We start from the raw sequence: 15,308 nt of genomic DNA on the forward strand, positions 1-15,308 counted from the left end.
AAGAAACGTCATGCGTGTAGAAGTCGACGTCCCCAAGTGCGTCGCGTCGGGCCAGTGCGTACTGCTCGCCCCCGACGTCTTCGACCAGCGCGAGGAGGACGGCATGGTCGTCCTCCTCGACGACAACCCGCCGGCCGAACTCCACGACGCCGTCCGCGAATCCGCCACCGTCTGCCCCGCGGCCGCCATCCGCCTGGAGGAGTCGTGAGCGCGACCACGACCGGCCGCGTGGTCATCGTCGGCGCCTCCGCGGCCGGCCTCGCCGCCGCCGAAACCCTCCGCCGGGAGGGCCACACCGGCACGATCACCCTCATCGGCGACGAACCCGCCGCCCCCTATGACCGCCCGCCCCTGTCGAAGGAGATCCTCTCCGGCGTCTGGAGCCCCGACCGACTGCCCCTGCGCACCCAGGCCGACCTCGACGCCCTTGACCTGGACGCCCGCTACGGCCGCGAGGCCATCGGCGCGAATGTCGCAGAGGGCACCGTGCTGCTCGCCGACGGTACGGAGGTGCCGTACGACGGACTGATCGTGGCCACCGGAGTCCGCCCCCGGCGCCTGCCCGGCACACCGGCCCACGTCCTGCGCACCCTGGACGACGCCCTCGCCCTGAAGGACCGCCTCGGCCCCGGCCGCACCCTGGCCGTGGTCGGCGCCGGATTCCTCGGCGCCGAGGCCGCGTCGGTGGCGGTCGGCCTGGGCACCCAGGTGACCCTCCTGGAACCCGCGCCCGTCCCGCTGGCCCACGCGGTCGGCGAGGACGTCGGCCGCATGCTCGCCCAGGTCCACCTCGACCACGGCGTGGACCTGCGCACCGGGACTGGGGTCAGCGAGGTCGTCCCCGGCGGCGTACGACTGGGCGACGGCAGCGTGGTCGAGGCCGACACGGTGTTGGTGGCCGTCGGTTCCCGGCCCAACACCGAGTGGCTGACCGGCAGCGGCCTCACCCTCGACGACGGGCTGGTCTGCGACGAGTTCTGCGCCGCCGCGCCCGGGGTGTACGGCGCGGGTGACGTGGCCCGCTGGCACAACCCGCTCTTCGGCACGTCGATGCGCATCGAGCACCGTACGAACGCCGCCGAGCAGGGCATGGCCGCCGCCCGCAACCTCCTGGGCGCCCGGCGGCCGTTCGCGCCCGTCCCCTACTTCTGGTCCGACCAGTACGACATGAAGATCCGCGCCTACGGCTACCTGCGCGGCCACGAGGAGATGCGGATCGCCGAAGGCAGCCTGGAAGAACGCAAGTTCACCGCCGTCTACCGCACCGGCGACCGTCTCACCGGCGTCCTGGCAGTCGGCATGCCGCCCAAGACCATCCGCCCATGGCAGCAGGCCATCGCCGCTAGCACCCCCTGGCGCCAGGCGACATCCCTCCTGGAAGGAGCGGCAGCATGAGTGACACCACCGACTTCGAGGGACGGGGCGTCGTCGTCACCGGCGCCGGGTCCGGCATCGGACGCGCCACCGCGCTGCGGTTCGCGAGCCTGGGGGCCAGGATTCTTGTCGCGGACATCAATCAGGTCGGCGCCGAGGCCGTCGCCAAGGAGATCGAGGCGAACGGCGGCACCGCCCGCACGGTCGTCGGCGACCTCAGCGACCAGGGCACGGTCGACGAGGTGATCACCACCGCGGTCGAGTCCTTCGGCAACCTCGGCGTGCTCGTCAACAACGCCGGAATCATGGACACCATGACCGCCACCGCCGACGTGAGCGACGCGGAATGGGAGCGAGTCATGCGGATCAACCTCACCGCTCCGTTCCTGCTCACCCGCGCCGCCCTGCCCCACATGCTGGCCCGCGGCAACGGCGCCATCGTCAACACGGCCTCGGAGGCGGCTCTGCGCGGCAGCGCCGCCGGCACCGCGTACACCGTCTCCAAGCACGGGATCATCGGCCTGACGAAGTCGACCGCGGTCATGTACCGGGACCGCGGCATCCGCGTCAACGCCATCGCCCCCGGCGGCACCCGGACCCACATCACCGACACCGTCACGTTCGATGGCGACGGCGCCTCGATCGTGGGCCGCTACCGGGAGAACGTGGGCCGCTTGGCCGCGGCGGAGGAAGTCGCCGCGGCCATCGTGTTCCTCGCCTCGGACGCGGCGGGCAACATCAGCGGCGCCGTGCTCCCCGTCGACAACGGCTGGTCGGCCGTCTGACCCCGCCACCCATGCGGTGCCCGGCCCGCGCATCGGGGACCGGACACCGCATGCCCATGCCCTGTGAGACCGCTTCCCAAGGGGCGAGCGGATCCTCGTGCGGGCGCGGACGCGGCACAGGACGGAGTGCACGTCCCGCTGCGGGCACGGTCCGGCCGTGTGCGCGGCCCTCACGAGCCGACGGGGCCGATGTCCCGGCGGAGCGTCTGCACGTCAGAGTTGCGGGTGCAGCCGCTGGAGGCGCTCGGCCTCGACAGCGGGACCGACGCCTGCCCGGCCGCAGGCAGGTTCAGCTCGGGTCCGTGCTCAGGTCGAGCGCCGGGGTGATCATCGCGAAAGCCTGGTCGACCAGCTCGTCCATGGCCTTGGTGCCGTCGCTGTCCACCCAGCGGCGCAGGGCGGTCTGGAACGCGGTGAGGGCGACACCGGCGGCAAGTGCGGGGCGCAGGTCGGCGTCGGGCTCCACTCCGGCGCGTCGGGCGAGGATGCCGGCCATCTCGGCCTGCCACTGCGACTGCCGGCGCTGTCACCTTGTTGGGTGGGTAGGGCCTGACGGTGTGTCGAGGCATGAGCACTGTGCATCGTGAAGTTGCTGGTCACGGGTCTGGTGTGTGCGGGGTTCGGGATGCTCGTGCTGGTCGTGGGTGGATGACTTCGGTGAAGATCGTCGGTCACCGGGAAGCTTCGCGGTTTGTGAGGACGAGCAGGGACTTGACCAGGGCGGTCGTCGACGTCGGGTCGGTGCGGACCTTGCCGAGCACGCGCCAGTTCTTGAGGTGGGCCAAGCCGTGCTCCACCGGTGCCCGGACCGCTGCCAGTGCGGTGTTCGACAGCTTCTGGCCGCGGGTCAGGGGCCGGTTCCGGGCGGCCTTGTAGCCGGTGATCACCGCCGGGTCGGCGTCGGGACGATGATCGACACCGCGATCGAGACAGCCGTGGCGGAGCTCACGCCCCTGCCCGGGGGCGCGTACCGGGCCACCGGCCGGGCCCAGGCTGGCCACTACCGCCAGTCCCCGCCGCCGTCGGCCAAGCCGCGCCCGCCGCACGACCGCAGCCACGCGCCCTGTCGACCCAAGAGCGGGTCACCGTGCGGTCGCCGCTCAACACCGGCGACTTCGCCGACACGGCCCCGGCATCGGTATACCACCAGCTGCTCGACCAAGGCGTGTACGTGGCCAGCGTGTCCACCATGTACCGCATCATGCGCGAGCACGACGAGGTCCGTGAGTGTCGCCGCCACGCCGTCCACCCAGCGCACGCCCAACCGGAACTGCCGGCCACCCGCCCGGACGAGATCCGATCCCGGGACGTAACGCGGCTGCGCGGACCGGGCAAACGGGTCTTCTGCCACCTGTACTCGATCATCGACATCTACAGCCGCTACACCGTCGTCTGTATGGTCGCCGTCCGCGCCGACGTCCTGACCGCCGTCTACCAGCGCACCCCTGAGCGGTTCGTCAACAAGCCACCCACCCCGCCGATCGTCCCCACCAACGTGTGGATCAACCAGCCGGACGACCGCGCCGCCGCCCAGTGATCACCTCGGACGCCGGCGACCCCGGCTCACTCGACGAACCCTGAAACCGACCGACTCACCAGGCTTGAGACGTTCCGCGTCTCGTGGTCGACCAGGACGAGGCGGCCACCATCCGGGTTCTCCGCGTGCACGGGCGGGCTCGGCCTTGCACCGAGCCCGCCGCTCCAACTCCACCCGTTCCTGATCGCTCGCTGTGACGCTCACCCGGTTCGGCGTACGTCGTTGCCCGCGAACGTCAGGAACACCAGGACCTGCGTCACGCCACCGGCTAGCGCTGCAGTGTCAGTACCCCCGGTCGGTACGGCAGGAGGCCGTAGTCCATGCTGCCGGTGTTGGGGTCGAGCCCCTGGTGGAGGAACTGGAGGTTGCAAAGGTCGATGGTCTTGGTCTGGTCGGGGTTGGTGCGAACCAGGTCGCCGTGGCTGATGTCGTTGGTCCAGGTCGCGCCGCTGTTGGCCTTGCCGGCGAAGGGGCTGGTCACGGTGTCGGCCTGCGGCTGCGGTGTCCACGTGCCGCCGAGACTGGTGGCCGTGAACGAGCGGAAGTAGCGACCATACCCTGTGTAATTCTGGGCCTCGACGATCATGAGGTACTGGTTCTGGCCCTGAACCTTGTAGACCTCGACCGCCTCGAACAGGTTGAGCGCCGAGTCGCTCATGATCTTCGTGAACGAACCGAAGGTGCCCGGGAAGTTGCCGATGGGCATGCTGGCGCGGTAGATGCCGCCCTCATCGTCAGCGAAGAACATGTACATGTTCGTGTCGTCGCCGATGAGGGTCACGTCGAGGGGGCCACCCTTCGGGAGGGTGCCCGTGAACAGCTCCTGCTGCTCGGACCAGCCGTTGGGGTTGGTGGGGTCGCTCGAGGTGCGGTAGCCGAAGCTGTACGGCCAAGCCCCGTTGTAGGCGAGCACCCAGAGGTTCTTCGGGGCGAAGTAGAACAGCGTCGGCGCGATGCCGCCGAAAGGAATCGTGTTCTGGGTGGCGGTGGCCATGTCGGACCAGTTCGTGAAGGGGCTGAAGGTCATCAATCCCCAGCGCCCGTCGTCACCGGCGGAGGTGTTGTGCGTCGTGGCATAGACGACGTGCTTGCCGTTGTGGACGACGCTGGTGAAGTCCTTGAGCGAGGCCCACCCCGCCTTCGGCTGCGCCAGCGGGCCGGTCGATGTCCAGCGGTAGGTCGACGGAAGAGCACACGCGTTGCCCGTCCCGGACAGGCCGGTCCACTTCTGGTTGGCGCCGCCGGTGCACGACCAGATCTGCACCCCCGTGCCGTTGGCCTTGCCCCAGGCCGAGACGTCCAGGCACAGCCCGGACCGCACGCCGACGATCGTGCCGTCGGAGTTCACCCGCCACTGCTGGTTGTCACTGCCGGTGCACGTCCAGATCTGCACCGGGGTCCCGGCCGTGGTGGCGCCGCCCCGGACATCCAGACACTTGTTGCCGTACACGGTCAGCTGGTTGCTGTCCGTCAACGTCCACTGCTGGTTGGTTCCGCCGTGGCAGTCCCAGATGTGCACGTTCGCGCCGTCGGTCTGGCTGACGCCAGCCACATCGAGACAGCGGCCGGAATCAACACTGCGCACGTCGCTGGTGGTGGCCGCTTGGGCCGGGCTGGCGACGATCAGGGCCGCCAATGAGATCATGACCGCGACCGCCGCGGCGAGCACCGCAGACAGATGTCTGCGGCGGGAACTACGTCTGCGCATGGGACCTCGTCGTCCTGCTTGAGTGAGCGGGTTTCCGGTTGGCCCGTCGGGGACTGTGCGGACCTCGATCGACACGCACCCCTGAGGTGTTCGCTATGTCGAACAAAGGTCGGAGTGTCGATCAACTGGATGATATGGAACCGGTGAACAACGTCAATACCTCTCACATAACTCGCAAGCCGGAACATTCACAGGCTGAACCAGGCGGCCTCAAGTCCCTTGGTTGTACGGGCCTTTGGCGTGAGGGGCAGGTGGCAGTGCGTGCGCGGGCTTGGTGATCATTGCGGACCCCGCCCAGGTCGCTCACCCGAGCCTCTGGTTCGGCTCGGTGCCCGACCCGTGCTCGCGGCGGGGCCGGTGGCACTCACTGACGCCGGTCCGGTCGACGTGCGCCCGCGGCGGTCGTCTGCGGTGCGGGGAGCGTCGAGAACTCGCCGAGCGGGGTGCGAGTGGCCGGGCGAGCAGTCCTGCTCATCCCGCACCGCAGCGACGCGGCCGATGAGGGCGCGCTGCCCGGCGACTACCGCAAGATCCTGGCGATCGTGCGGGAGGCCGACGGCCCGGTGCAGGTCAGGGCGGTCGGCGAGCGGCTGGGCCTGGACGCCTCGGTGCGCGGCAAGCTGGAGCCGCTGCGGGCGAAGATGACCAAGCTCGCCGACCGCGACTGGCCGCACAAGCGTCCCGACGGCAGGTTCACCGCATGCGCGCAGGCGTAGGGAGGCGGGCGCCGACGGGGCGTAACTCGCGGGCCCCCGGCGGCAGTTGAGTTTGGTGTGAAGAAAAACAACCATCCCGTCGAGGGCCCTGACGGCCTTGTCTACACTGCCCGCCTGCCGCTGTCGAGTGCCACCCTGAACTGGCTCGCCGATCTATACGCGGCCGCTGCAAGAAGATCAGATCACGGTGGCGGGCCCTGCCCTCGGGGAAGGTCGCCGCCATCGTGCTCGCGGTACTGCGCTGTGACCAGCGGCCGGGCGACCTGGCCGGCGGCAACGGGATACACCGCACCACCGTGACCCGGTGGGTTCGGGAAGTCGTCGGCCTGCTGGCCGCCCGCGCCCCGCGCCTGGACCGCGCCCTCAAAAAGATCGCCCACAAGGGTGGCGGGGTGGTGCTGTTGGACGGCACGCTGATCCGCACCCGGCGGCGCACCGGCAAAGAGAACCGGAAGAACTACTCCGGCAAGAGCAAATGCCATGGTCTGCTCGTCATCGCGCTCACCGACGACCGCGGCCGACTGCTCTGGGTCTCGGCGGCCCGGCCCGGACGCACCTCGGAGATCACCGCCTGCCGACACGACCAGCTCACCGCCAAGCTGCGGGCGGCCGGCCTCGGCGCCATCGCCGACCTGGGCTTCGTCGGGCTCGATGACAGCGGTCCCGACGCCGACCCGGCGGTGATCACCGGCTACAAGGCCGCCCGGAACCGGCCCCTGACCCGCGGCCAGAAGCTGTCGAACACCGCACTGGCAGCGGTCCGGGCACCGGTGGAGCACGGCTTCGCCCACCTCAAGAACTGGCGCGTGCTCGGCAAGGTCCGCACCGACCCGACGTGGGCGACCGCCCTGGTCAGGTCCCTGCTCGTCCTCACAAACCGCGAACTTTCCCGATGACCGACGATCTTCACCGAAGTCATCCACCCACGACCAGCACGAGCATCCCGAACCCCGCACACACCAGAACCGTGACCAGCAACTTCACGATGCACAGTGCCCACTCGTTGAGCGCGGCCAGTTCGGCGGCCTCTGGGCGCAGGGCGCGGCCCACAAGGCGGCGGGCATCGCCGGCGCCAGGGTGCTGCAGGACGCCAAGCCGTCCATCGCCGGTTCCGTGGTCCGTTTCGCCGAGACGCACCCCTCCGACGATGCCGAGGTCGCCACGCAGCTGGTCGAGGTCATCGGTCGGATCCACGGCGAGGCCGCGTCCACCGCCGCCTGATCGATGTACGCATGATCGAGGGCCGAAGCCGCATAGGCTCCGGCCCTTCTTCCGGTTCCCGGCCTCAGCTCGCTCGCTCTTTCCGGTTCCCCGGTCTCAGCCCAGCTCGGCCGCGCGCCGCACCGCCGTGGCCACGAACTGCTCGATCCAGGCCGCCTGCTCACCCGTGCGCGGACCCAGCATCACCGTCTCGATGCCGAACTTGGCGTAGCCCTCGATGTCCCGGACGAACGCCTCGACGACGTTCTCGACCGGAGCGTCGCCCATGCAGATCGGAGTCGAACATCTCCGGCACGTGCTCGGCCGCGGTCGTCCATGGACAGGAAGGAACTCGCCACAAGACCAGGCTCGGCGGATTCCTGCGCGACGCGAGTAGTACGCCTTCGATTCCCGCGCCGGCCGGATCACCGAAGTCCGCGACTGCTACACCTTCACGCCGCTCCGCGCGGATGGCCGGTCCCAGGTCGAGCTCGAGAACTTCGACTGCGGCGCCTGCTGGGGCTACCGCCCGTCCTGCCCGGTGCATCGCCCGCATGCGGACGCCGAGTACGCCAGGAGCGGTGGTGCACAGGCCACCGGCTGCACAGTGACTCGCCGACAAAGCAGGCCGCTGCAGGAGCCGGCACCCGCGGTCGGCCGTTCTCGGGCCGAGGCCGCACACCTGGTGTCAGTGTGCGGCCCCTGGATGGTTGGCTCGCCGGAAGGACGGACTCAGCCGGCCAGTGCGTGGAAGCCGCGTTGGAAGTAGACGGTCGCCGGGTCCTGTCCGAGTCGGACGTCGTGCACGCGTCCCACCAGGATGGTGTGGTCGCCGGAGATGTGACGGTCGTATGCGGAGACGTGCAGGCGCGCCGACGCGTCGGGTAGGTAGGGCACGCCCTCGGGGTCGAGGTGGAACTCGTCGCCGGCGAACTTGTCCGCGCCGCGGGTCGCGAACCGGCGGGCGAGCGGTTGGTGGCCGTCGTTGAGGATGTTGATGGTCCAGTGCGTGGAGCGCTCGAACACCTGGTGGCACTCGGCGGTCCGGGACAGGCACACCAGGACGAGCGGCGGTTCGGCCGAGACCGAGGAGAAGGCGCTCGCGGTGAACCCCCAGGGGCGTCCGTCCTCATCCACCGTGGTCACGATGGTGACGCCGCTGGGAAATGAGGCCATGGCCTCCCGGAAGCGTCCGGCGAGTTCGAGGTCGTCGGGTGCGGTCACGGGAGTTTCTCTTCTTGTACCGCGCTGGGCGAGGCGGTCATTGCCGGCGAGCCTGTCAGACACGGACGTAGACCTCCATGCCGGGGACTTCTCCGGCCAGGTGGTAGCCGCCGACGAAGTACTGTGCCGCATCGACCTTGGGGTCGTGCTGGGAGAAGGTGCGGATGTTGCGCCAGAAACGGTCGATGTTGTACTTGGCGGCGGCGCTGCGGGTCCCGGTGAGGTCGACGATCCCGGACGCGACCTCGACGGCGATGCTGGTCGCGGCGGTCTTGGCGGAGAGCGCGTCGATCATGAGCTGGGCGATTTCGGTTTTGTCGTCGGCGTTCTCCACGGCACGGACGAGTTCCATCAGCAGGGCTCGGGCCGCGTCCAGCTTGATGCGGAACTCGCCTATGCGCCGCCGGACGAACGGGTCGGTCTGGATCGAGTCGTAGATCTTCACGGTGGGAGTGGTGGAGGCCCTGACGTAGTCGATCGCGGCGTCCAGTGCCCCGTAGGCAGGGCCGAGAACGATGATCGCCTGGCCGGCCTGTGCCATGGGGAACAGCAGGGGGTCGCGCGTGGCCTGGACGGTGTACCAGCCGTCGGGGACGAAGACGTCGTCGTAGGTGATGCGCTGGCTCTGGGTGCCGCGCATGCCCATGACGTCCCAGTCGCCGTGGAGGCGAACGGCCAGGGCATCGAGCGGGATCAGGGCGGTGACCAGGGACGTCGAGCCCTCTAGTTGGGCGGAGACGCTTGCGTAGCCCTCGGCCGCGCTGCCGCTGTTGCTGTTGAAGGACTTGGTGCCCTTGACCAGCACGCCGCCGTCGACCTTGCGCGCGGTGGTCGGGCCGGTGGCGACACCGGTCTCGGAGGCGGACGCGACGAAGCGGAACCTCCGGCCGGTGGCGATGTCATCTGCCACCTGACGCTTGGTCGCTTCGGGAAGATCGCTGCTGAAGAGCTCGGCCAGGACAACGGAGCCGACGACGGTGTTGAGCAGGACGGCGGCGTCTCCTCGACCGATAGACAGATAGATCTTGTACAGGGCCTCCAGGCCGAACGCGACGCTGCCGTCGCTGTACCCGCCGTATGCAGCCGGGACCTGCAGACGCCAGAAGCCGGCTTCATTGAGCAGCTTCATCGCCTCCGTCGGGTCCTCACTCAGGCTGTCCGAGCGGTTGCCGATTTCAGCCAGCCGGGGAACGAGTTCCGCAGCTTTGTCAACAAGCTCCTGAATTTCACTGTCCATGATTTTCGACTTCTGTCCCATGGCTTTCTCCTCAGAACGGCGGCACCGGGAAATTCCTCGTGTTGACCGCGCCATGAGCATCACGGTATGAGTGACTATCCATAGAAGCAAATAGTTCATTTGCTTACGTGCCATAGAATGCTTCTATGGGTCACGTGAGGAGAAACCGATGAACCTGCGCCAGTACGAATATGCCTTGGCCATGGCCGAAGAGGGCTCTGTCACTGCGGCCGCCGCCCGGCTCGGTGTCGCCCAGCCCACGGTCTCCCATCAGGTCGCGGCGCTGGAGAAGGATCTCGGCGTCCGCATCTTCACCCGGATCCCGCGCGGAGTCGCGGTGACCGTCGCCGGGCGGGCCTTCCTCAAAGAGGCCGAGATCGCCGTGGGCGCCGCCCGCCGAGCCCGCGCCGCGGCACGTGCCAGCGGAGGCGATCTGACGGGCGAACTCCTCATGGTCGCCTCAACCGGCCTGGCGACCAACCAGCTTGCCGCCGCCCTGGGAGAGTTGCGGCGCATCCATCCGCGCCTTCATGTGACTCTCGTGGAAGAACCCACGCCGGTGGAGATGGAACGCCTCGACCACCTGGGCACGGTCGATCTGGTGCTGTACCACCACCTCGCACCCGAGTGCGGCTACGACGTCCACGAACTGGGCGAGGAGCCGTATGCCGTGATCCTTCCTCCCCAACACCCCCTGCACCGGGCAGACTCCGTACGACTGGAGGACCTGGCCGGCGAGGGCTGGGTGCGGTTCACCCGTGGCGGCCTCCTGGACGAACAGATCGGCCAGGTTCTCAGGCGCGTCGGGCTCACTCCCTCGACCGTGGCACGCGCCTCTCAGATCGCCACGGCGGTACAACTGGTCGCGCATGGCCTGGGTGTGACCATGGTCCCCGCCTCCACCGTCCCGCCCCCCTATACCCAGCTGGCCAGGCCGCTGGCCCCCGCCCTCTCCGAACGGGTCCTGGTCGGCGTGCGTCACGACCCGGGGCCGGCCGAAACCGCCCTGCTGGACCTCCTTCGCCAACAGGACTGGTCAACGCCCGCTGCCTTCAGCAGCGCGCGGACCCTTGCCGCCTCCTCGGCGTGACGCCGACCGGGCTTCCGTGCGCCGCTGAGGAATATCGAGTGTCTTGTCGTCGCGGGTGGCCAGCCCCCGCCATTCCTTGAACTTGTTGATGGCACGCTCGACTGTGTTGCAGTCTTTGTAGAGCGTGGCGTCGTGGCTGCTCTACCTGATGCATGTCAGCAGCGAGGACCCGGACGTGGTCTGGATGTGCGAATGCTTCGCCGACGAGGCGGCCTTCGAGCGCGCCGTGTCGCTGGTGCACGCGGAGGTCACCGAACGCCTCCGCGAACTCTGCGGCGCGGGGACGGAACACGTACCGGCTCGGCCTGGTCGCCGGGAAGGGGCACCCCCGCGGCGCCTTGGGACAACGACGCGTGCCGACGGTCAGGCGCCGCAGGCCCCGTTTCCGCCGAGGCTGATCATGGCGCGGTACAGCTGCTCCTCGGTGAGCGGCGGCGCCGGCAGCGGGTGGGCGCGGTCGGCTCGGAAGCCGTCGAGCAGAAGGTAGAGGTGGCGGCGCCAGGCGTCCGGGGCGATGGCGTGGGTGGCCTCGGTGACGCGGCTGTGCGACCAGATGACGAAGGCAAGGTCCTCGGGGGTGAGGTCGGGGCGCAGGCTGCCCTGCTCCTGCGCACGCTCGACGATGTGTACACCGAGTTCACGGATGCGGGTCTGGGCGCCCGCCAGACAGGCGCTCTCCGGCAACCGTATGGAGGCCAGATCGTTGAACCCCCGGTCCTGTGACTGGAGTTCACACATGGTCTCCAGGAAGTGGCACAGCCCCGCCCAGGCGTCGTCCATGGTGACGGCCTTCTCGGCGGCCTCCCGCCAGGCGGCCAGCTTCTCGGCGAAGGTTGCCTGCACCAGGTCCAGCCGGGTGGGGAAGTGCCGGTACAGCGTGCCGATGGCCAGCCCGGCCCGCTTGGCCACCTGCTCCAGGGGTGCCTCCAGGCCCTGCTCGGCGAAGCAGGAGCGGGCCGCGGTGAGCAGGGCCTCGCGGTTGCGCTGCGCGTCGCGCCGCAGGGGGCGGACAGGGGCCGGGTTTTCGGCGGAGGCGGACGGACGGTCGATGGCCATGTCACTCAGGCTACCAACCGGAGGGTTGCCTCATGTTCTCTGCTACGCTCCAAGAACATGAGGCTGCCCTCGACTTTCAGTCCTGACCGCTGTCATGGCGGGAGGTGCGCCTCATCCATTCAGTCCGTCCGACCACAGGAGCACCAGCCATGCCCGTCATCGCCGTCATCGGGGCAGGCCCCGGCCTGGGCCTGTCCATCGCCCGCCGCTTCGGAAGGGAGGGGTTCCAGGTCGCCCTGGTCTCCCGGACCCAGGACAAGCTCGACGCGCTCGCCGCACAGCTCGCCGAGGAGGGCATCGAGGCCGCGGGCTTCGCCGCGGACGTGACGCGCCCCGACTCGCTGCAGTCGGCGCTCGCCGCGGTCGCCGACCGGTTCGGGGCCGTCGACGTACTGGAGTACTCACCCGCCGACCCCACGTTCGCCGGCGCCGCCGCCGTCGACGCCACGGCGCAGGACCTCCACAAGCAGCTCGACTACTACCTGTACGGAGCGGTCGCCGCGGTCCGTCAGGTGCTGCCCGCCATGCTCCAACGCGGCAGTGGCACCCTGCTGTTCTCCACGGGCGCCTCCTCCATCCGGCCGAGCGGCGGCGCGTTCGGCAGCGTCGGCGTCGCGGCGGCGGCCCTGCGCAACTACGCCATGGCCCTGGGCATCGACCTCGCCGAGCGCGGGGTGCACGCCGCGCACGTGGCGATCGGGGTGTTCATCGGCAGCGGTCCCGGCACCGAGCCCGAGACCATCGCCGAGCACTACTGGGACGCGTACACCAAGCGCGACCAGGCCGAGATCGTCCACACCGTCCCCGGCGGCATCAGGTGAGCACCTCCGGCACACCCGCGGCGAACGCGACCAGGCCACCCTTGGTGAAGATCTTCCGAGCCGCCAACAAGGTCGTACGGCCGCTGCTCGCCTCCCGCTTCCACAAGCCGCTGAGCGGGCGCCTGATGCTGCTCACGTACAACGGGCACAGGACGGGCCGCGAATTCACGGTCCCCATCGGCTACTTCGACTGGGATCCCGGCACGGTGCTCGCCATGTCCTCCCGGCTCAGCTGGATCCCCAGCATGCGCCAAGGGTCCCCCGTCCGGCTGCGCATCCGGGGCCAGGACCACACCGCCGTCCCCACGGTCGTCGAGGACCCTGAGGAAGTCACCGCCCTGCTGGCTGAGTTCGGCCGACGCAAAGGCCCCAAGGCCACCAAGGGCCTGATGCTCGGCCTCCCAGGCGACCGGCAACCCACCGGCGACGAGCTGCGCACGGCCGCCGCGAAGACCCGCTTGGTCTGCTTCCGGATGGAGCCCGAGCGGCCGGGCCGGTAGCACTCGACCGGCTGATGCGGTCGACGGAGTTCCCCATCCCAGACACGCATCGCAGTTCTTGTGACACGTACCAGGCTTGGGAAAGGGTCAGCGCCGCGACCGCCTCGCGCGTCAGGTGATGCTGGTGGGGAGGCTCCGGACGGGGCTGGGCTGGGTGCTGTTGTCGGTGCGCCGGTCCAGCTCGGTGCGGAGTTCGTGGATGACCTGGGCATAGACGGCGACGCGCTCGCGGAGCCGGCCGTTGTCCTCCCGCAGTGCGCGGGCGACGGCTTCGGCGTCTGCTGGGCGGGCGTGCAGATGCTGGAACGCGGGCGGGATGCCGTTCGCCTCGGACTTTCGGCGGGTGAACTCTTCTTTCAAGTCGACGTGCTTATGCGTGAGGACCCAGCGCTTGACGCCTGCCTCTGCGGCGAGTTGCAGCGTGGTGAGCGCCCCCGTGGACCGGATTGGACGGCCGTCGAACAGCCGCTGGATCGCTGCGGTGATGGCGTCGCGTTCGGCGTCGCGGTCAGTGGCCATCGTGGGGTTCTCCAGTGTGGTCGTGGGCGGTGACGATGCGTTCCAGGCGGTCGAGCTCGTGCTGTTCGCGGGCGTGTCGGAAGGCGGGAGCCAGCGGGTCGTCGACGAGCGGCCGTAGCCGCTCGATCTGGACGTGGACGTGTTCGATGTCGCGATCGGTCCGCGCGATGTTGACGCAGTTCGGGCGGCAGTCGTCGAGGTCGGGGGTGCGGCGGGTGCCGTCCTCCTCGCTCCGCAGGCGGCAGGCTGCTCGCTTCGGGTCCAGGACGCAGGTCATGCCCTTGCCGGGGAAGATCTGCAAGTCGGGGTTGGTGAGCATGGCGTTGGCGTGCCGCTTGGGTGCGCAGGACTCTCCCGGCGAAGCGCGTGGCGGCCTGGACGCGGTGCTGGTAGGTCTCGGCTGCCGGGCCGCTGACCTGCTCGCCTTCACGTAGGCGCTGGTGTGCGTCGGCGAGAGTGTCCAACCGGGCCAACCAGTCCTCAAACGCGAGGTCGTCGGGGAAGCCCGAGGCGTAGCTTCCGGCGTAGCCGAGGGTCATCTGGACGCGGAGATGTCCGTATTGGATCGCGGCGGCGACCAGGCCCCGCGGCCGGCGGACGATGAACCAGGCCAGAGTGCGGCGCAGGCGAGCGGAGTAGATGACCGGGTGGACCGGGTCGGGCGGGATGCGGTCACTGCGGCCGTGCTCGGTGCAGTAGGTCTCGACCCAGGCCAGGAACTCGGCGATGTCGTGGTTGATCCGGGTCTCCGACCGGGAGCCGCCGACGCGGCTGCGCAGGATGGTCGCGCCGTCGCGGCCGTCGGTGAACAACGTCGCCGGGAACAGCCAGGTGCTCGTGTGCAGCCGTTCCAGGACGGCGACGGCGGTAGCGACGACCTCGGTGACGACCCACGGATCGGCCCGGATCTCACCCTCAGGCATCTTGTCGCCGACAGCGTCGCGGACACCTTTCCAGTGTCTGCCGCGCAGGAGGACCAGGCCGTGGGCTTGGTCTCGTTCGACGCAGCCGCGTTCCAGGCTGAGGACTTCGCCTGCCCGCATCCCCGACAGGTAGCTGATCACGATGAAGCAGGCCGTGCCCAGGTGCCGGGGAAGGAAGCCGGCCTCGGTGTAGTAGATGTGATGGTGTGGCCCTGACTCCTCCAATCCAGCCGAGGCTCGCCGAAGCGCGGAGGCAATGGGTCGCGGAAGAAAAGACGCAGGCCACTGCCCCCGCGGCGGCGACCCTTCGTGCCGCCCGTGCCCTCTTCCCCTCAGCGATCGACGACTCCTGGCATGCGGCGGCCGGCCCCAGCGATGCGGTCCCGCTCGATCTCCGCACGGACCTGCGCCTGGCCGCCACTCGCACTGCTCACACCTCCGTAGAAGTCGAAAGGTGAACGGTGCCGCTCGGTGGCACCTCGCGGCTGGACGAGACGTCCGGCACGGTCGCCCACCGCTCGGGTCAGGCCGCTGACGGAACGGCCAACGGCACAGCCTTGCTACGGACCGAGCGATGATCTCGGCACACCAGCAACGCCCCGACAGAGGAGTGCATTT

The 15,308-nt window shown here is 69.4% G+C and carries 18 protein-coding genes and 3 pseudogenes; 12 read left to right on the top strand and 9 right to left on the bottom strand.

All coding sequences use genetic code 11. The annotated features are described in order from the left end of the window. Window positions 1-10: 10 nt before the first annotated feature. From OHA64_RS25155 to OHA64_RS25165, 3 genes are read left to right on the top strand one after another with little or no spacing between them, the layout of a single operon-like run. Window positions 11-208 (top strand): ferredoxin, encoded by a 198-nt coding sequence (locus OHA64_RS25155; RefSeq protein ID WP_405616747.1) that lies wholly within the window; start codon window positions 11-13, stop codon window positions 206-208. Continuing rightward, complete coding sequence (locus tag OHA64_RS25160; RefSeq protein ID WP_405616749.1) at window positions 205-1,395, top strand: NAD(P)/FAD-dependent oxidoreductase; 1,191 nt, start codon at window positions 205-207, stop codon at window positions 1,393-1,395. Before OHA64_RS25155 ends, OHA64_RS25160 begins: the two co-directional genes overlap by 4 nt. Beyond that, window positions 1,392-2,159, top strand: a complete 768-nt coding sequence (locus OHA64_RS25165; RefSeq protein ID WP_405616752.1) for an SDR family NAD(P)-dependent oxidoreductase — start codon at window positions 1,392-1,394, stop codon at window positions 2,157-2,159. The genes OHA64_RS25160 and OHA64_RS25165 overlap by 4 nt, the downstream gene beginning before the upstream one ends. A 289-nt stretch (window positions 2,160-2,448) precedes the next feature. Here OHA64_RS25165 and OHA64_RS25170 read toward each other — a convergent pair. Then, window positions 2,449-2,667, bottom strand: a pseudogene (locus OHA64_RS25170) (TetR family transcriptional regulator); the annotation flags it as partial. A gap of 163 nt (window positions 2,668-2,830) precedes the next feature. Next, entirely contained in the window at window positions 2,831-3,160 is a 330-nt protein-coding gene (locus tag OHA64_RS25175) for a transposase family protein (RefSeq protein ID WP_405616754.1), read from the bottom strand. A gap of 86 nt (window positions 3,161-3,246) precedes the next feature. Here OHA64_RS25175 and OHA64_RS25180 point away from each other — a divergent pair, with 86 nt between their 5' ends. Beyond that, window positions 3,247-3,696, top strand: a complete 450-nt coding sequence (locus OHA64_RS25180) for a hypothetical protein (protein ID WP_405616756.1) — start codon at window positions 3,247-3,249, stop codon at window positions 3,694-3,696. A gap of 268 nt (window positions 3,697-3,964) precedes the next feature. Here OHA64_RS25180 and OHA64_RS25185 read toward each other — a convergent pair whose 3' ends face one another. Next, entirely contained in the window at window positions 3,965-5,404 is a 1,440-nt protein-coding gene (locus OHA64_RS25185; RefSeq protein ID WP_405616758.1) for a non-reducing end alpha-L-arabinofuranosidase family hydrolase, read from the bottom strand. Between the two features lie 449 nt (window positions 5,405-5,853). Between OHA64_RS25185 and OHA64_RS25190 the strand changes: the two genes are divergently transcribed. The 3 genes and pseudogenes from OHA64_RS25190 to OHA64_RS25200 all read left to right on the top strand — a co-directional run. Beyond that, window positions 5,854-6,120 (top strand): hypothetical protein, encoded by a 267-nt coding sequence (locus OHA64_RS25190; protein WP_405616760.1) that lies wholly within the window; start codon window positions 5,854-5,856, stop codon window positions 6,118-6,120. Window positions 6,121-6,177: 57 nt separating this feature from the next. After that, window positions 6,178-7,016 (top strand): annotated as a pseudogene (locus tag OHA64_RS25195) (transposase family protein). Between the two features lie 115 nt (window positions 7,017-7,131). Continuing rightward, a pseudogene (locus OHA64_RS25200) lies at window positions 7,132-7,341 on the top strand (FMN reductase); the annotation flags it as partial. 96 nt (window positions 7,342-7,437) lie between these two features. Here OHA64_RS25200 and OHA64_RS25205 read toward each other — a convergent pair. From OHA64_RS25205 to OHA64_RS25215, 3 genes are all read right to left on the bottom strand, one after another. Then, complete coding sequence (locus OHA64_RS25205; RefSeq protein WP_005483531.1) at window positions 7,438-7,608, bottom strand: hypothetical protein; 171 nt, start codon at window positions 7,606-7,608, stop codon at window positions 7,438-7,440. A gap of 444 nt (window positions 7,609-8,052) precedes the next feature. Further along, on the bottom strand, window positions 8,053-8,544 hold the full coding sequence (locus OHA64_RS25210; RefSeq protein ID WP_405616762.1) for a flavin reductase family protein: 492 nt from the start codon (window positions 8,542-8,544) through the stop codon (window positions 8,053-8,055). A gap of 55 nt (window positions 8,545-8,599) precedes the next feature. Beyond that, a complete protein-coding gene (locus OHA64_RS25215) occupies window positions 8,600-9,781 on the bottom strand; it encodes an acyl-CoA dehydrogenase family protein (protein ID WP_405616764.1) in 1,182 nt (393 codons plus the stop codon). A gap of 169 nt (window positions 9,782-9,950) precedes the next feature. Between OHA64_RS25215 and OHA64_RS25220 the strand changes: the two genes are divergently transcribed. Beyond that, entirely contained in the window at window positions 9,951-10,871 is a 921-nt protein-coding gene (locus OHA64_RS25220; RefSeq protein WP_405616766.1) for a LysR family transcriptional regulator, read from the top strand. A 363-nt stretch (window positions 10,872-11,234) separates the two neighbouring features. Here the strand turns inward: OHA64_RS25220 and OHA64_RS25225 are convergent, their stop codons facing one another. Next, window positions 11,235-11,927, bottom strand: coding sequence for a TetR/AcrR family transcriptional regulator (locus tag OHA64_RS25225; protein WP_405616768.1), 693 nt, complete (start codon window positions 11,925-11,927; stop codon window positions 11,235-11,237). A 149-nt stretch (window positions 11,928-12,076) separates the two neighbouring features. Here OHA64_RS25225 and OHA64_RS25230 point away from each other — a divergent pair, with 149 nt between their 5' ends. Then, on the top strand, window positions 12,077-12,748 hold the full coding sequence (locus tag OHA64_RS25230) for an SDR family NAD(P)-dependent oxidoreductase (protein ID WP_405616770.1): 672 nt from the start codon (window positions 12,077-12,079) through the stop codon (window positions 12,746-12,748). A 44-nt stretch (window positions 12,749-12,792) separates the two neighbouring features. After that, complete coding sequence (locus tag OHA64_RS25235; RefSeq protein ID WP_405616772.1) at window positions 12,793-13,248, top strand: hypothetical protein; 456 nt, start codon at window positions 12,793-12,795, stop codon at window positions 13,246-13,248. Window positions 13,249-13,359: 111 nt separating this feature from the next. Here OHA64_RS25235 and OHA64_RS25240 read toward each other — a convergent pair whose 3' ends face one another. After that, entirely contained in the window at window positions 13,360-13,767 is a 408-nt protein-coding gene (locus tag OHA64_RS25240; protein ID WP_005483543.1) for a hypothetical protein, read from the bottom strand. Next, a complete protein-coding gene (locus tag OHA64_RS25245; protein WP_266658412.1) occupies window positions 13,757-14,086 on the bottom strand; it encodes a hypothetical protein in 330 nt (109 codons plus the stop codon). Before OHA64_RS25245 ends, OHA64_RS25240 begins: the two co-directional genes overlap by 11 nt. A gap of 232 nt (window positions 14,087-14,318) precedes the next feature. Between OHA64_RS25245 and OHA64_RS25250 the strand changes: the two genes are divergently transcribed. Then, window positions 14,319-14,906: a hypothetical protein gene (locus tag OHA64_RS25250; RefSeq protein WP_405616776.1), complete on the top strand. Its 588-nt coding sequence runs from the start codon at window positions 14,319-14,321 to the stop codon at window positions 14,904-14,906. Then, on the top strand, window positions 14,897-15,148 hold the full coding sequence (locus tag OHA64_RS25255; RefSeq protein ID WP_020665475.1) for a hypothetical protein: 252 nt from the start codon (window positions 14,897-14,899) through the stop codon (window positions 15,146-15,148). The genes OHA64_RS25250 and OHA64_RS25255 overlap by 10 nt, the downstream gene beginning before the upstream one ends. The last annotated feature ends 160 nt before the right edge of the window (window positions 15,149-15,308 follow it).

Origin of the sequence: Streptomyces sp. NBC_00076 (assembly GCF_045041235.1) — a bacterium.
Taxonomy (GTDB): domain Bacteria; phylum Actinomycetota; class Actinomycetes; order Streptomycetales; family Streptomycetaceae; genus Streptomyces.

Bases quoted from the DNA above. Each gene is read 5' to 3' on its own strand.
- OHA64_RS25155 (WP_405616747.1), top strand. From the start codon at position 11: ATGCGTGTAGAAGTCGACGTCCCCAAGTGCGTCGCGTCGGGCCAGTGC.
- OHA64_RS25165 (WP_405616752.1), top strand. From the start codon at position 1,392: ATGAGTGACACCACCGACTTCGAGGGACGGGGCGTCGTCGTCACCGGC.
- OHA64_RS25185 (WP_405616758.1), bottom strand. From the start codon at position 5,404: ATGCGCAGACGTAGTTCCCGCCGCAGACATCTGTCTGCGGTGCTCGCC.
- OHA64_RS25205 (WP_005483531.1), bottom strand. From the start codon at position 7,608: ATGGGCGACGCTCCGGTCGAGAACGTCGTCGAGGCGTTCGTCCGGGAC.
- OHA64_RS25215 (WP_405616764.1), bottom strand. From the start codon at position 9,781: ATGGACAGTGAAATTCAGGAGCTTGTTGACAAAGCTGCGGAACTCGTT.
- OHA64_RS25220 (WP_405616766.1), top strand. From the start codon at position 9,951: ATGAACCTGCGCCAGTACGAATATGCCTTGGCCATGGCCGAAGAGGGC.
- OHA64_RS25225 (WP_405616768.1), bottom strand. From the start codon at position 11,927: ATGGCCATCGACCGTCCGTCCGCCTCCGCCGAAAACCCGGCCCCTGTC.
- OHA64_RS25230 (WP_405616770.1), top strand. From the start codon at position 12,077: ATGCCCGTCATCGCCGTCATCGGGGCAGGCCCCGGCCTGGGCCTGTCC.
- OHA64_RS25240 (WP_005483543.1), bottom strand. From the start codon at position 13,767: ATGGCCACTGACCGCGACGCCGAACGCGACGCCATCACCGCAGCGATC.
- OHA64_RS25245 (WP_266658412.1), bottom strand. From the start codon at position 14,086: ATGCTCACCAACCCCGACTTGCAGATCTTCCCCGGCAAGGGCATGACC.
- OHA64_RS25250 (WP_405616776.1), top strand. From the start codon at position 14,319: ATGTCCGTATTGGATCGCGGCGGCGACCAGGCCCCGCGGCCGGCGGAC.